The sequence below is a fragment of the Primorskyibacter marinus genome, assembly GCF_003313245.1.
Taxonomy (GTDB): Bacteria; Pseudomonadota; Alphaproteobacteria; order Rhodobacterales; family Rhodobacteraceae; genus Primorskyibacter; species Primorskyibacter marinus.
Genome location: NZ_QJSD01000002.1, coordinates 342326 through 356421 on the forward strand (window position 1 = coordinate 342326; position 14096 = coordinate 356421).

The window sequence follows — 14096 nt, forward strand, 5'->3', positions numbered from 1 at the left end:
TGTTCTGGTCACGACTGGCGGCAAAAAGTGGGGCCCCGAAGGGCCCCCAAGATCTGCTCTTGTTATCGTTGGTTCTTGCCTTTTTTGTTCGGTCCAGACGCGCGGCCCGTTCAGATCGTTACGCGGTCCTTGCGCAAACTGTTCGCACCAGGCGCAGCGCGGTATGTCGGGCGTGGCCCGCGGATCAGTCGGAAAAATCCTGCCTGCGTGCCCGACCGCAACAGGTCAGACACGGTGTTGCGCCGGTCGATCATTCATCTAGCTTCCAAGAGCCGGGCTGTGTGTTTTGCACCGGTCTCTTGGATCTATTTATAGGCGTAGTTTTGCGAATCAGTCAACATCTTGTGATTCGCCATTTTGGGGGAGGCGAGCAGTCAGCCGTTCTCGCGCAGGACATGCCCCGCAAGGTAGAGCGAGCCGCAGATCAGAACCCGGGCCCGAGGGTCGCGCGCGGCGATGGCATGCAGGGCCTCTGACACACTGCCCGCGCTTGACGTAGTGAACCCGGCTGTGTGCGCAATTTCGGCTGTGGTCTCGGCAGGCAGCGTGTTGGCCTCGCCGGGGATCGATACGGCGGTCAGGCTATCTGCGACGCGCGCGAGAGGGTGCAGATAGCCGATGACATCCTTGGTGTTCAGCATGCCGCAGATCAGATGTGTCGGCCGCTCGGGCAGGCTGCGCAGATGCGCCGCCAATGCCTCGCCCGCGGCGGGGTTGTGCCCGCCATCCAGCCACAACTCGATCTGTGGAGCAGACGATACCAGCAGGCCCTTGCGCAGGCGTTGCATGCGGGCGGGCCAGTTGGCGGCCGTGACTGCGGCCTCGGCGTCGCCGGTGCCAAGCTGTCGCAGAGCAGCGAGCGCCGCGCCCGCGTTTTCGATCTGATGCGCGCCAGGCAGATTGGGCAGAGGCAGATCCAGCAGGCCGGTCTCGTCCTGGTAAACCATGCGGCCATGTTCCGGGTAGGCGTGCCAATGCTGGCCGTGGGCCAATACAGGCGCGCCCAGACGGGCGGCGGTCGCTTCGATGACCTCCATCGCGGCTTCGGGCTGCGGACCCACGATGCAAGGCGCGTGCCGCTTCAGGATGCCGGCCTTCTCGGCGGCGATCTTTGGCAGCGTGTCGCCCAGAAAACCTTCGTGATCCATGGACACCGGTGTGATGACCGTCAGCGCCGGGGAGGCGACGACATTGGTCGCATCCAATCTGCCGCCCAGCCCGACCTCAAGCAGCGTGTAATCAGCCGGCGTCCGCGCCATCGCCAGCAGGGCGGCGCAGGTGGTGATCTCGAAATAGGTGATGCTTTCGCCATTATTGGCGGCGTAGCATTCGTCAAGATATGCCGTCAGGGCGGTTTCGGAAATCAGCGTGCCCGCCAGGCGGATGCGTTCGTGGAACCGTGCCAGATGCGGCGAAGTATAGGCGTGAACCCTGTGGCCCGATGCCTCCAGCCCGGCGCGGATCATCGCCTGAGTGGACCCTTTGCCATTGGTGCCCGCGATGTGGATCACAGGCGGCAGCGCGTCCTGAGGATTGCCAAGCGCGTCCAACAATCGCCAGACACGATCAAGTGTCAGGTCGATGATTTTCGGGTGCAGCGCCATCATCCGGTCAAGGATGACGTCAGAACCGGCGGTCATTTTGCGTCAACCGCTTCGGTTTCAGGGGGCGTCGTGCCGTCTGGCGCTGGCAGGTCGCCCATGACGGCAGGCGGCAGGCCCATCAGCATCCGGGTGATTGTGATCAGCTCTTCGCGCATCTTTGTGCGGTTGGTGACGCGGTCAAGCATCCCGTGTTCCAGCAGGTATTCCGCGCGCTGAAAGCCGTCGGGCAGTTTTTCACGAATTGTCTGTTCGATGACCCGCGCCCCGGCAAAGCCGATCAGCGCATTGGGCTCGGCTATGTGGACGTCGCCCAGCATGGCGTAGGATGCGGTCACGCCGCCGGTTGTCGGGTGGGTCAGCACGACGATATAGGGCAGCCCGGCCTCTTTCAGCATCTGCACGGCGACGGTGGTGCGGGGCATCTGCATCAGGGACAGGATCCCTTCTTGCATGCGCGCGCCACCCGCTGCGGAAAACAGGACCAGCGGCCGGTTCAGCGCGACCGCGCGTTCGGCGGCGGCGATAATGGCGTTGCCGACATACATGCCCATCGATCCGCCCATGAAGCGAAAGTCCTGCGCTGCGGCGACGATCGGCGTGCGTCCGATGTCGCCTTCGACAACCAGCATCGCCTCTTTTTCGCCGGTGGCTTTCTGCGCCGCCTTCATCCGGTCGGGATAGCGTTTCTGGTCCCGAAATTGCAGCGGATCGGGGATAGGATCAGGCACGGCAATCTCGGTGAAGATGCCCGCGTCAAACAGCGCCTCAAAGCGCGTGCGCGGTGAAATTGCCATATGGTGGTTGCAATTTGTGCAGACGTTCAGATTGTCCGACAATTCGCGGTGAAACAGCATGGTCCCGCATTCGTCGCATTTCGTCCACAGGTTCTCGGGGATTTCACGACGCGAAAAGATAGAGTTTATGCGCGGTCGGACGTAGTTCGTGATCCAGTTCATCTGCAATTTCCCGAAGCCTGTGTGCACCGTGAAATAGTCGTCGGCGAAGGGAATTGCAATCCGCCCGTTCCGATCAGGCGCGCGCTGGGAGTGCGAAGCGCGCGCCTTGTCCGGAGTGGTGTTGCGCCTGGCCGGGGAGTGAGGGGCACCGGCGCAGATCGCCGGACTATCGGCGAGGGGAAGCCTATGTCTGTTGTGACGAGACTATACCTAGGGTTGTATTCTTATTGTAGACTTCTGTCAAAGGTTTATTTTGTGACGTTCCAATCATTTGAAACATCGTGTGAGAAGGATCGCCGTCCAATTCGGGCTTGTGGCAATGGGATCGCAAAGGTCAGGTAAAGGCCATCCCAGAAGGCCAAACTCGACGGCGCGGACTTCGGCCTGCTGATCGCAGCGCTCGGCGCGCGCAACAAATAGGAAGATCCTTGTGAAGGCACAACGCGTTGGGTATTCCGTCTGCAACGCATTTATCAAGGGAGGCCAGCGCCATGCTCAAGCGCCAGTTCGACAAAACCAAGTTGCCAAGCCGTCATGTCACCGAAGGTGCGGCGCGCGCGCCGCATCGGTCCTATTACTATGCGATGGGAATGACCGAAGAGGAAATTCATCAACCGCTTGTTGGCGTTGCGACCTGCTGGAACGAGGCCGCCCCGTGCAACATCGCGCTGAACCGTCAGGCGCAGTCGGTCAAGATGGGGGTCAAATCGGGCAGCGGCACCCCGCGAGAGTTCACAACGATCACCGTGACTGACGGGATTGCAATGGGCCATGAAGGCATGCGGTCCTCGCTGGCGTCGCGTGAAGCGATTGCCGATACGGTTGAACTGACGATGCGCGGCCATTGCTATGACGCCCTTGTCGGGTTGGCGGGCTGCGACAAATCCTTGCCGGGCATGATGATGGCGATGATTCGTCTGAACGTGCCGTCTGTGTTCCTGTATGGTGGGTCGATCCTGCCGGGCCGTCTGAACGGCAAGGATGTGACGGTTCAGGACGTGTTCGAGGCTGTGGGCCAGCATCAAGCCGGCAATATGACCACATGCGAGTTGGAAAAGCTCGAAGCGGTGGCTTGTCCTTCGGCGGGGGCCTGTGGTGGTCAGTTTACCGCCAACACCATGGCTTGCGTGTCCGAGGCGATCGGCCTTGCGCTGATGAACTCGTCCGGTGCGCCTGCACCTTACGAGTCGCGCGATGCCTATGCCGAGGCGTCCGGCGTTGCGGTGATGAACCTGATCGAAAAGAACATCCGGGCGCGCGATATCGTGACGCGCAAATCGCTGGAAAACGCCGCGCGTGTCGTGGCCTGCACGGGTGGGTCGACAAATGCCGGACTTCACCTGCCAGCCATGGCGCATGAGGCGGGAATTGATTTCTACCTTGATGATGTTTGCGATATTTTCCGCGACACGCCGTATTTCGTCGATCTGAAACCGGGCGGGCAGTTTGTGGCCAAGGACCTCTATGAGGTTGGTGGCGTCCCGGTCGTGATGAAAGAGCTGCGCAAGGCGGGCCTGCTGCACGAGGATTGCATCACCGCCGATGGCTGTTCGATGGGCGAGGCGCTGGACAAGATCACGCGTGAGGCCGATGGCCGTGTGATCTATCCGATTGAAACGCCTTTGACGAAAACCGGCGGTGTTGTCGGGCTGAAGGGCAACCTTGCCCCCGAAGGTGCGATTGTGAAAGTCGCGGGCATGGAAGCGCAGCATCAGCTGTTCACCGGCCCGGCGCGGGTGTTCGAATGCGAACAGGATGCGTTCGAGGCCGTGCAAAGCCGTGGCTACAAAGAAGGCGACGTGTTCGTGATCCGCAACGAAGGCCCCGCAGGCGGTCCGGGGATGCGCGAGATGCTGGCGACCACGGCGGCGCTGTCGGGGCAAGGGATGGGCAAGAAGGTGGCACTGATCACCGATGGCCGTTTCTCTGGCGCGACACGCGGTTTCTGTGTCGGGCATGTTGGCCCGGAGGCCGCGCATGGCGGGCCGATTGCATTGCTGCAAGACGGCGACGTGATCACGCTGAACGCAATCGAGGGCACAATCGACGTCGCACTGACCGATGAAGAGCTGGCAGAGCGCAAGGCCAACTGGAAAGGCCCGCGCGAGACGATCTATGCCTCTGGTGCGCTGTGGAAATATTCACAGCTGGTCGGTGAAATCTACAAGGGCGCTGTCACCCATCCGGGCGGCAAGGCTGAAAAGCATGCCTACATGGATCTATGATCGCATGATGATGCGCCCGGCATTTCTGCTGGGCGCAATCGTGTCGTTGTTGGCCGGATGTGAAGCGGGGCCAAATGGTCAGCGCGGCTTGCTGGCGTCAGCGCGCGGAAGCGGTTCGGTTGACGCCAAACCGATCACGACCTTATCTGTTGTCGGTGGCGAGGTCGTCCTGAGAGCCCCTGACGATTATTGCATTGATCTGGAAACTGTCGAAAGCCAGCGCACGCGAGCCTTTGCGGTCATCGCAAGCTGTCAGATTCTGACCGGCGATACGTCAGGTGCGCTCGTGCCTCCGGTGGTTGTCACCGTGACGGTCGGCGGTAAGGATCCGGGCGCGCAGCTCCCCTCACCAGAGCAGATTGCCGCCAGTGCCGGGGGTGGTTTGTTGCGAAGTGGCGCGCGGAATGGTGTTTCTGTGGTGCAACTCGCCAAAGGCGGAACCGGCGTGTTGCCGAATGGCGATCAGCGGTATTGGCGGGGCGCTTTTCTGGTCGCGGGACGACAGGTCGGCCTTGCACTTTATGCGCCGAAGGGCAGCGAAATGGCGTCTGCCAACGGCGGAGCGTTTCTACAGGCCACAGCACGGGCCATTCGTTCCGCCAGTCCGGATGTGGACGACACGGCGCAACAAGAAGCGCTGCCCGTCGGAACCGATGCTGCCAACGCGGCAACCGCGCCGCGCCGTACGGCGATGCTTCGGGGTGCCGACGAAGCGGGCAAAGCGGCTGCCGAGGCCGGCGCGGGATCACCGCCGAGGCAGCAGGGACTTGGTGCGGCAATCGGCAGTTTGTTCAAAGGCGATGCCTTGCGTTAACGGTCTCGCAGCGGCCGGCTTTGGCGGTTTGGTCACGCGTCGTGATGTGCGGTAAGAGGGATGGCATGGCAGAGCAAAACCGATTTCTCGACCGGCTGACCAATCGCGCTGCGTTGCGTCGGTGGGCGCGTGCCGCCCGGCGCGCGGATGCGACGGATCTGACAGAATTGCGGGTGCAGCGTCAGCATGCGCGCCGCCTACGCCATCACCTCGACAAACTTATTCAGGCTGCCGATAGTCGGCTGGCATTGCCGCGGATCGGCTCTACGCGTTTTCCCAAACCAAACGATACCGATTGGGCCTATCGGCCAGAGCTGTGGCGCGGCCCGCTGCGAAATCCCGGCCTGTCCTGCGTCGCGTCGAACGCGCTGCTGGGCGAAGAGGTGAAGGTCTTTCACGATTGTACCCGGTCGGAACTGACGCTGCGCCAGTTGCGCAATACCCGCGTGGCCGACCTAGCCCCATTTGGCCTGCAAATGGATGTGTTCGGTTTTGACGGCAGCTACCTGTCGCTTGCGATTGATCTGCCGGACAGTGCGGTGAAAGACCTCCGGCGGCGTCACCTGCTGCGCATGGAGGCGATCGTCGAACTGGAAAGCCCGCTCCGCATCTTTGCGCGCCTGAACATAAAACACGGGCCCAATGTCGAACAGCTGGTCATGGAACTGCCGTTGACGGACAAGGCGGCCCTTGTCGAGTTTGATCTGGCCTATTCAAACCTGAACGAAAGGCGCGTAGAGCGTCTATGGCTTGACCTGATCTTCGAAGAGCCAGCTATGAACCAGGTCATTTTGAGGGACCTGACGTTCAGCCGCAGACCACGGGCGGAACTCTAATGAAAAGGCCATACAGAGCATGAGCGACTATCACATTGCCAAGCGGCGCTTTGTCGAGGGTGTGTGGGAGGGGATCGTGACCCGCAAGCGCGCCGATTCACCCGCGCCGAAGATAGAGGTTACGCATCAGGGGCGGCCGCTTGCGGATGTAACGGTGACGGACGACCCTGATGGCAGGCATTGGGATCTGACGGTCCCGGTCCCGGCAAATGCGCTGGGCGATGGCGCGCAGGTGTTCCTGATAACCGATGCCGCCTCGGGCGATTTGCTGGACAGCTTCGCCATTGTTGCAGGCGAGGTGCTGGCAGACGATCTGCACGCCGAGATGCAGCTTCTGCGCGAAGAGCTGGACATGCTCAAACGCGCCTTCCGGCGGCATTGCCTGGGCACAGGCTGACGCTTTGGCGTCAGCGCGATTGACCTTTCGGGCGCTCGGGTCCAATGTCGCCGGATACTGAACTTTCCCGAGGTTTGAATGTCTCCCGCTCGTGGCATGGCGCTGAAGCTGTTTGCGCTTTTTCTGTTCATGGCCATGGCCTCGCTGATCAAGGCAAGCTCGGCCGAAGTGCCCAGCTTTCAGGCGGTGTTCTTCCGGTCCTTCTTTGCCCTGCCGATCATTGTGATCTGGCTTGCCGCCCGCAAGGAGCTTTCGACAGGTCTGCGCACCCAAAACCCGGCGGCGCATTTCTGGCGCGGGATCATCGGCACTTCGGCGATGGGCTGCGGATTCGCGGCGCTGGGCCTGCTGCCATTGCCGGAGGTTACAGCGATCGGTTTTGCCTCGCCCCTGATGACGGTGCTGCTTGCGGCGGTCTTGCTGGGCGAACGGGTGCGCGCCTTTCGCCTGACGGCGGTTGGGGTCGGCTTGGTGGGGGTGTTGGTGATCCTCTGGCCGCGGTTGTCGATCTCGCCAAAGGATATGGAAATGGCCGCGACCCTGGGCGTGGTTCTGGTGCTGACGGGTGCCGCATTGCGGTCGGTGGCCCAGATCCATATTCGCCGCATGGTGCAGTCTGAACAGACCTCTGCCGTTGTGTTCTATTTCTCGCTGACCGCGACAGTGCTTTCGCTGTTCACCATTCCGTTCGGCTGGGTGATGCCGTCGACCCCGGTGTTGTGGATGCTGATCAGCGCGGGGCTGATCGGCGGGGTCGGCCAGATCTTCCTGACATCCTCTTACCGATTTGCCGAAGCATCGGTGCTGGCGCCTTTCGACTATGCCTCGATGCTCTTCGCGTTGATTTTCGGCTATGTGCTGTTTGGTGAAGTGCCGACCGGCATCATGATGATCGGCGTGGCCATCGTGATGTCCGCAGGCGCGCTGATCATCTGGCGGGAACGGCAGTTGGGGCTGGAACGCGGCAAGGCCCGCCGAAGCCTGACACCGCAGGGCTGAGGGTTTAGTCGGTCAGCCGCGCCCAGGCATATTCTGCCGCCAGAAAGCCCCGCCGGTAACGGCCCAGCGGGAAACGCGGAGGCGGTGCCGCAAAAGCGCGTGGGCGCAGGTGACGGGGTGGCTTGCCCTGTGCCAGATCGGCAAGGAGCGTGCCGCAATAGCTGCCCATGGCCACCCCGTTGCCGTGATAGCCGAACGCCGTGAAAGCGCCGGGCATATCCGGGATCTCGCCGCAATATGGTGTCAAAGAGGCTGTCAGGCAGACCATCCCTGACCAGTAAAAAGGTGTCGGAACATGCGCCCAGGCCGGAAAGACCCTTTCGAAATCCGCACGAACGCGGGCGCGAATGCGTGTTTCATTGGCGGCGGAGCTGACCAGACCGCCGCGCATGCCAAAGACCATGCGGTTATCCGGCGTCAGGTGGAAATAATGCAGCAGCCGCCGGTCCTCATACGCCATCTGATGGCTTGTCCATCCCTGCGCGGCCAGCGTCTTCGCGTCCATCGGTTCCGTGGCGATGACAGAGCTTTGCGCGGGCAGGGTGCGCCCCCGCAGCCAGGGGATCAGATCCTCGGTCGTGTAGCCATTGGTGGCCACGATCAGCCTGTCCGCCTTGATGCGGGCCTTGGGCGTGGTCACGACAATGCCATTGCCATCCCGCGCGACGCCAAGTGCAGGGCTGTTGCCGTAGAGCGCCACCCCTGCCGGTGTCGCCGCTTGCGCGAGGCCCGACAGGTATTTACGCGGGTGCAGCGCGAAGCCAACCGGCAAGGTCAGCCCGCCGTGATGGGATGACGCCATGCCGAGCGATTTCAACTGGTTCGTGTCATGCAACTGCGTTTTGGCCGAATAGGCGTTGTCCAACTCCGGCTGCTGGGTGCGCAGATGTTTTTGGGCAGTGCGTGAATGGGCGAGGATCGTTTCGCCATCAGAATGCCGGTCGATATCGATGCCCAGACGGCTCGTCAGGCGGGCCACATGGTCGATGGCGGCGCGCTCTGCGTCGTGGACCTCTTGCGCCGCGCCCGCCCTCGCCAAAACGGCGCGTCAGGACAGTGTCGGGCGCACGCGTGCCACCTGCGCAGCAAAAGCCGCCATTGCGTCCCGATGCGCCCCAGCCGGGGTGGCGCGCGTCAATCAGGCAGACAGAAACGGCATCTTCGGCCAGATGCAGGGCCGCGTTCAACCCGGTATACCCGCCGCCGATAACAAGCACGTCCGTGGATATATTGCCCTTTGCCGAAGCGGCAGCCAGATCAGTTTCGGGCACGTCACGCGCCCAAAAGTTCAGCCGGTTCGGCTCGTCAGAAAGGGCATAGGCTCCGTAAATATGCCTCATATGCGTTCGGCGGCGCGGGTTTCTGTCTCTTGCCGGACGGCAGAGCGTTTGGAGATCAGCGAGGCAGAAATCACCCCGACCGTGACAATGGCGATCATGATGGTCGACAGTGCGTTGATCTCGGGCGAGACGCCAAGCCGCACGGCCGAGAATATCTTGATCGGCAAGGTGGTAGAGGACGGCCCGGCGGCAAAGGACGCGATCACCAGATCGTCCAGCGATAGGGTGAAGGCCAGAAGCCATCCGGAAATCACCGCAGGCGCAATGATCGGCAGGGTGACAAGGCGGAAAGCCTCGAACGGCGAACAGCCCAGATCCAGCGCCGCCTCTTCAAGAGAAATGTCAAAACTTGCCAGCCTGGATGACACGACGACCGAGACGTAGCACATTGAAAACGTGGTATGGGCCAGCACAATGGTCAGAATGCCCCGGTCCAGACCGATACCGATGAACAGTAACAGTAGCGACAGACCGGTGATGACCTCTGGCATGACAAGTGGCGCATAGATCATGCCCGAAAACAATGTCCGCCCCGGAAAGCGGTTGGCGCGGACAAGCACATAGGCCGCCAATGTCCCGAGGATCGCGGCCAAGGTCGAACTGAAAAACGCCACGCGCAGGGTGACCCAGGCGGCATCCAGAAACGCCTCGTTCCGGATCAATTCACCATACCATTGGGTCGAGAAGCCGGCCCAGACGGTGACGAGCTTTGACGCGTTGAAGCTGTAGATCACCAGAATGACCATCGGAAGGTATAAAAACGCGAAGCCAAGTGTCAGCGATGTGGCGTTGAACCAGGTGAACCGTCTCATATGTCCGCCTCCGGCCTGAACGCACGAAGCCAGGTGGCGTTACAGACCCTCTGCCGACGGGCGTGTGAAGATGTTTGCGCGCTCATCCTTCGGCCTCGCGTTGTTTCTGCTGGTTGCGCTGGAACAGGATGATGGGGACGATCAGGATCAGCAGCAGGATGATCGCCACGGCAGAGGCAACCGGCCAGTCGCGATTGGAAAAGAACTCTTCCCAGAGCACCTTGCCGATCATCAGCGTCTGCGACCCGCCCAGAAGCGACGGGATCACGAATTCGCCCAAAGCCGGAATGAAGACCAGAAAACACCCGGCCACGATGCCCGACCTGGACAGTGGCACGGTCACCAGCCAGAAGGCAGAAATGCGCGAACAGCCAAGATCCTCGGCGGCTTCCAGCAGGCTGTCGTCCAGCTTTTCCAGCGCAGCATAGATCGGCAGGATCATAAAGGGCAGGTAGGTGTAGACGATGCCGATATAGACGGCGGTGTTGGTGTTGAGGATGGTCAACGGTTCCGAGATCAAACCAAGCGCCAGAAGCAACTGATTCAGCAATCCTTCGGTGTTCAGAATGCCCATCCACGCGTAGACGCGGATCAGAAAGCTTGTCCAGAACGGCAGGATCACCAGCATCAGCAGCGTCGGGCGCCATTCTCGCGGCGCGCGGGCCAGCGCGTAAGCAATGGGAAAACCGGTGGCCAGCGTCATCAGCGTCGATAGCAGCGCGATCTGAAACGAACTGAGATAGGCTTTCCAGTAAAGATCATCCGTCGTCAGAAAGGTGAAATTCTCGAAATCCAGCGCGGCCAAAAAGGCGCGAAAACCCGCCCACCCCTCGGACAGGTCAAGCTGCGGCGTGTAGGGCGGGATCGACAGCGCAATATCGGACAGCGAGATCTTCAGGACGATCAGGAATGGCACCAGAAACAGCGCCAGTAGCCACAGATAGGGCAGACCGATGAGGATCAGGCGCCGCATGTCATTTCTCCAGCACCACGCCGGCCGTGTTGGTCCAGCTTAGCCAAACAGTGTCCTCCCATGTGAAGGACCGGCGGGCGATGCGGCGCGTATTGGCAGATTGGGCCTTGAGAACCTGCCCGGAGGGAAGTTCGACGTGATAGGTCGAGATGTTACCAAGATAGGCGATGTCCAACACCTTGCCAGTCATCGCATTGGCCGCATCATCAGGACGCTCGGCAGAAATTGTCAGCTTTTCGGGTCGGATCGCGAAATGCACCTTTTGTCCCGGCGACAGGCTGAGCGTACTGCGCGCGTTGATCGGTGGCTGGCCTTCTGCCCAAGTGATCGTGACAGCATCGCCTTCTTGGGCGGCGGCACCTTCGATGATGTTCACATCGCCGATGAAATCCGCGACATAGACGGAATTGGGTGCCTCGTAGATCACATCCGGGGTGGAAACCTGTATCAACCTGCCTTCATCCATCACCGCGACGCGGCTGGCGACGGTCATCGCCTCTTCCTGATCATGGGTGACGATCACGAAAGTGGTGCCGGTCTTTTCCTGAATGTCCATCAATTCGAACTGGGTGTCCTGCCGCAGTTTCTTGTCCAGCGCGCCCAGAGGTTCATCCAGCAGCAGCAGTTTCGGTGCCTTGGCAAGGCTACGCGCAAGGGCCACGCGCTGCCTTTGACCGCCGGAAATCTGATGCGGTTTGCGCCGGGCGAACTTGGTCAGGCGCGTCAGCCGCAGCATTTCCTCGACCCGTGCGGCGATTTCCTCTTTCGAGCCGCCGCCGCGACGCAGGCCGAAGGCGATATTGTCCCAGACCGACAGATGCGGAAACAGCGCGTAGCTTTGGAACATCATGTTCACCGCGCGCTTGTTCGGCGGCACCGGGGCGATGTCCTTGCCCGCCAGAAGGATGCTGCCTGAACTGGGCGATTCGAACCCCGCCAGCATCCGCATCATCGTGGTCTTGCCGCAGCCGGATGGCCCCAGCAATGCAAAGAATTCCTGTTCGAAAATATCCAGCGACAGCGCGTCGATCGCGACAAACTCCCCGAATTTCTTTGTCACCTGCTTGAACTGAATCAAAGGTTTCGCTTCGGGGTCGTTCCAAGGGGCAAAGACCGTCTGGTTCATGCATTCGTCCAGAAAATTGTCAGGGTAAGGCCCGCACGCAACAGACGCGCGGGCCGTAAAAAGGCCTAGGTGCCCGACTTGATCTTGGTCCATAGCCGCGTGACCGTCCGCTGCACGCGCGGATCGAAGGGCGTGGTGGTGAACAGGTTGTTCAACGCATCCTCGGACGGATAGATCGCCGGATCGCCGATCACATCCTCGTTGAGAAACTCTTGCGACGCCTTATTGCCATTGGCGTAATAAACGTAGTTCGACGCCGCCGCCGCGTTCTGCGCATCCATGATGAAGTTCAGGAAAGTGTGAGCCGCGTCCACATTGGGGGCATCCACCGGGATCGCCATCTGGTCAAACCACATCTGGGCGCCTTCCTTGGGCGCATTGAACGCAACCTCAACCCCGTTTTCGGCCTCGGCCGCACGGTCACGCGATTGCAGGATGTCACCGGACCAGCCCACGGCCACGCAGATGTCGCCATTGGCCAGCGCATTGATGTATTCGGACGAATGGAATTTCTGGATATAGGGGCGCACGGCGGCATAGATCGGTTCTACCTTGGCGATCACGTCGGGGTCGTGGCTGTCGGGATCCTCGCCGATAAATTTCAGCGCGGCGGGAATCATCTCGGCCGGGGCGTCAAGGAAATGCACACCGCATCCGGCCAGCTTTTCCATATTCTCCGGCTTGAAAACCAGATCCCAGGAATCAATCGGTGCATCGGGCCCCAGTGCCTCCTGAACCTTGGCGACATTCACGCCGATACCTGTGGTGCCCCACATGTAGTTGATCGAATATTCGTTACCGGGGTCGTATTTCGCGGTCCTGTCGGAGATCACGCTCCACATGTTCTCAAGATTGGGCAGCTTGGATTTGTCGAGCTTCTGAAACGCGCCTGCCACGATCTGGCGTTGCAGGAATGTGCCGGTCGGCACCACAACGTCATAGCCCGATCCGCCGGACAGCATCTTGGTTTCCAGCAACTCGTTGCTGTCGAATACGTCGTAGATCAGGTCGATCCCGGTCTCTTCCTCAAATTTTGTCAGAAGGTCCTCGTCGATATAGTCGGACCAGTTGTAGACACGCACCTCTTGCGCCTGCGCCGCAGCGGTCAGGGCGAGGGTTGCGGTGAAACTCAGCAGCGCTGTCTTCATGAATTTGCTCCTGTTGGATCTGGGGTGCCTTTTGTTGGCATCCTCTGCAGCGATTTGATCAAGTTTTCTACCGTCTGGCAACAACTGGATGTTTCCATGGCGGGGAAATCAACGCAAGGTACGGCCCAAGATCCGAAAACTGCGCATAGGAGGGATGTCGTGATGAACAATCATGCAAGTCAGTGTCAGAGCAAGCTGCCCGCGCATGAAATTGTCTATCGCGAGCTTCGCGCGCGTGTCCTGTTCGGAGAGATGGCACCGGGCGAGGCCGTGACCATTCAGGGCATCGCCGAGACTTTGAATGCCGGGATCACCCCGGTCCGCGAGGCCATTCGGCGGCTGATCGCCGAAAGCGCGCTGGTGTTTCAGGACAATCGCCGGGTTATCGTGCCGCAACTGGATGCGGCTGCGATTGAAGAGCTTGTGACCGCCCGGAATGCGTTGGAGCCAGAGCTCGCCAGACGTGCGGCATTGCGGGCGGATGCCGCGGCGGTGCGCCAGCTTGAAGCGATTGACGCGCAGTTGGACAGGGCAATCGCCGGGGGGGATGTGCGCGGCTATCTGGAACAGAATTACCGTTTTCACGATGCGCTTTACGCGCAGGCTGCCGCGCCGATCCTGCGGTCGCTGGCGGATGGGTTGTGGCTGCGATTCGGCCCGTCCCTGCGGGTGGTGTGCGGACAGTTCGGCACGCTCAACCTGCCGGACCGGCATAAAGAGCTGATCGAGGCGCTGAAAACAGGCGATGCCGATTCCGCCGCACGGGCGATCAAGCGCGATGTCGAACAGGGAATGAACCAGGTCCGTGCCGCCTTGCAGGCTTGATTCGATTGACAGTGCAGAATTTGATCATATTTTACGGCCAG

Annotated in this window: 14 protein-coding genes; 6 read left to right on the top strand and 8 right to left on the bottom strand. The window is 60.8% G+C overall.

Features of this window, described 5'->3' with window-relative positions; translation table 11 throughout:
* Positions 1-374 precede the first annotated feature (374 nt).
* Together DMZ65_RS05505 and accD are read right to left on the bottom strand one after the other, a co-directional pair.
* On the bottom strand, positions 375-1640 hold the full coding sequence (locus DMZ65_RS05505) for a bifunctional folylpolyglutamate synthase/dihydrofolate synthase (protein WP_116597897.1): 1266 nt from the start codon (positions 1638-1640) through the stop codon (positions 375-377).
* The gene (gene accD / locus DMZ65_RS05510) at positions 1637-2560 is read right to left on the bottom strand and encodes an acetyl-CoA carboxylase, carboxyltransferase subunit beta (protein ID WP_116597898.1); all 924 of its coding nucleotides are present in this window, start codon (positions 2558-2560) and stop codon (positions 1637-1639) included. The genes DMZ65_RS05505 and accD overlap by 4 nt, the downstream gene beginning before the upstream one ends.
* 491 nt (positions 2561-3051) lie before the next feature.
* Here accD and ilvD point away from each other — a divergent pair, with 491 nt between their 5' ends.
* The 5 genes from ilvD to DMZ65_RS05535 all read left to right on the top strand — a co-directional run bounded on the left by ilvD (position 3052) and on the right by DMZ65_RS05535 (position 7831).
* Complete coding sequence (gene ilvD / locus DMZ65_RS05515; RefSeq protein WP_116597899.1) at positions 3052-4785, top strand: dihydroxy-acid dehydratase; 1734 nt, start codon at positions 3052-3054, stop codon at positions 4783-4785.
* On the top strand, positions 4766-5599 hold the full coding sequence (locus DMZ65_RS05520) for a hypothetical protein (RefSeq protein ID WP_157960567.1): 834 nt from the start codon (positions 4766-4768) through the stop codon (positions 5597-5599). The genes ilvD and DMZ65_RS05520 overlap by 20 nt, the downstream gene beginning before the upstream one ends.
* 65 nt (positions 5600-5664) lie before the next feature.
* A complete protein-coding gene (locus DMZ65_RS05525) occupies positions 5665-6435 on the top strand; it encodes a DUF6478 family protein (protein ID WP_116597901.1) in 771 nt (256 codons plus the stop codon).
* A 19-nt stretch (positions 6436-6454) separates the two neighbouring features.
* Positions 6455-6832, top strand: a complete 378-nt coding sequence (locus tag DMZ65_RS05530; protein WP_116597902.1) for a hypothetical protein — start codon at positions 6455-6457, stop codon at positions 6830-6832.
* A 78-nt stretch (positions 6833-6910) separates the two neighbouring features.
* A complete protein-coding gene (locus DMZ65_RS05535; RefSeq protein WP_116597903.1) occupies positions 6911-7831 on the top strand; it encodes a DMT family transporter in 921 nt (306 codons plus the stop codon).
* Between the two features lie 4 nt (positions 7832-7835).
* On the opposite strand, the gene DMZ65_RS05540 is transcribed toward DMZ65_RS05535, so the two are convergent.
* The 6 genes from DMZ65_RS05540 to DMZ65_RS05560 all read right to left on the bottom strand — a co-directional run bounded on the left by DMZ65_RS05540 (position 7836) and on the right by DMZ65_RS05560 (position 13230).
* Entirely contained in the window at positions 7836-8870 is a 1035-nt protein-coding gene (locus DMZ65_RS05540) for an NAD(P)/FAD-dependent oxidoreductase (RefSeq protein WP_269801536.1), read from the bottom strand.
* A complete protein-coding gene (locus tag DMZ65_RS20005; protein ID WP_269801537.1) occupies positions 8761-9171 on the bottom strand; it encodes an NAD(P)/FAD-dependent oxidoreductase in 411 nt (136 codons plus the stop codon). Before DMZ65_RS20005 ends, DMZ65_RS05540 begins: the two co-directional genes overlap by 110 nt.
* Positions 9168-9983, bottom strand: coding sequence for an ABC transporter permease (locus tag DMZ65_RS05545; protein WP_116597904.1), 816 nt, complete (start codon positions 9981-9983; stop codon positions 9168-9170). The genes DMZ65_RS20005 and DMZ65_RS05545 overlap by 4 nt, the downstream gene beginning before the upstream one ends.
* An 82-nt stretch (positions 9984-10065) precedes the next feature.
* On the bottom strand, positions 10066-10956 hold the full coding sequence (locus DMZ65_RS05550; RefSeq protein WP_116597905.1) for an ABC transporter permease subunit: 891 nt from the start codon (positions 10954-10956) through the stop codon (positions 10066-10068).
* Position 10957: 1 nt separating this feature from the next.
* Positions 10958-12082: an ABC transporter ATP-binding protein gene (locus tag DMZ65_RS05555; RefSeq protein ID WP_116597906.1), complete on the bottom strand. Its 1125-nt coding sequence runs from the start codon at positions 12080-12082 to the stop codon at positions 10958-10960.
* Between the two features lie 65 nt (positions 12083-12147).
* A complete protein-coding gene (locus tag DMZ65_RS05560) occupies positions 12148-13230 on the bottom strand; it encodes a polyamine ABC transporter substrate-binding protein (protein ID WP_116597907.1) in 1083 nt (360 codons plus the stop codon).
* A 162-nt stretch (positions 13231-13392) separates the two neighbouring features.
* On the opposite strand from DMZ65_RS05560, the gene DMZ65_RS05565 reads away from it, so the two are divergent.
* Positions 13393-14055: a GntR family transcriptional regulator gene (locus tag DMZ65_RS05565; protein ID WP_198662631.1), complete on the top strand. Its 663-nt coding sequence runs from the start codon at positions 13393-13395 to the stop codon at positions 14053-14055.
* Positions 14056-14096 lie beyond the last annotated feature (41 nt).

What these genes read in the sequence shown, in the direction of transcription:
- DMZ65_RS05560 (WP_116597907.1), bottom strand. Translation starts at nt 13,230, where the DNA reads ATGAAGACAGCGCTGCTGAGTTTCACCGCAACCCTCGCCCTGACCGCT.
- accD (WP_116597898.1), bottom strand. Translation starts at nt 2,560, where the DNA reads ATGAACTGGATCACGAACTACGTCCGACCGCGCATAAACTCTATCTTT.
- DMZ65_RS05505 (WP_116597897.1), bottom strand. Translation starts at nt 1,640, where the DNA reads ATGACCGCCGGTTCTGACGTCATCCTTGACCGGATGATGGCGCTGCAC.
- DMZ65_RS05550 (WP_116597905.1), bottom strand. Translation starts at nt 10,956, where the DNA reads ATGCGGCGCCTGATCCTCATCGGTCTGCCCTATCTGTGGCTACTGGCG.
- DMZ65_RS05520 (WP_157960567.1), top strand. Translation starts at nt 4,766, where the DNA reads ATGCCTACATGGATCTATGATCGCATGATGATGCGCCCGGCATTTCTG.
- ilvD (WP_116597899.1), top strand. Translation starts at nt 3,052, where the DNA reads ATGCTCAAGCGCCAGTTCGACAAAACCAAGTTGCCAAGCCGTCATGTC.
- DMZ65_RS05555 (WP_116597906.1), bottom strand. Translation starts at nt 12,082, where the DNA reads ATGAACCAGACGGTCTTTGCCCCTTGGAACGACCCCGAAGCGAAACCT.
- DMZ65_RS05535 (WP_116597903.1), top strand. Translation starts at nt 6,911, where the DNA reads ATGTCTCCCGCTCGTGGCATGGCGCTGAAGCTGTTTGCGCTTTTTCTG.
- DMZ65_RS05545 (WP_116597904.1), bottom strand. Translation starts at nt 9,983, where the DNA reads ATGAGACGGTTCACCTGGTTCAACGCCACATCGCTGACACTTGGCTTC.
- DMZ65_RS05565 (WP_198662631.1), top strand. Translation starts at nt 13,393, where the DNA reads ATGAACAATCATGCAAGTCAGTGTCAGAGCAAGCTGCCCGCGCATGAA.
- DMZ65_RS05525 (WP_116597901.1), top strand. Translation starts at nt 5,665, where the DNA reads ATGGCAGAGCAAAACCGATTTCTCGACCGGCTGACCAATCGCGCTGCG.
- DMZ65_RS20005 (WP_269801537.1), bottom strand. Translation starts at nt 9,171, where the DNA reads ATGAGGCATATTTACGGAGCCTATGCCCTTTCTGACGAGCCGAACCGG.
- DMZ65_RS05530 (WP_116597902.1), top strand. Translation starts at nt 6,455, where the DNA reads ATGAGCGACTATCACATTGCCAAGCGGCGCTTTGTCGAGGGTGTGTGG.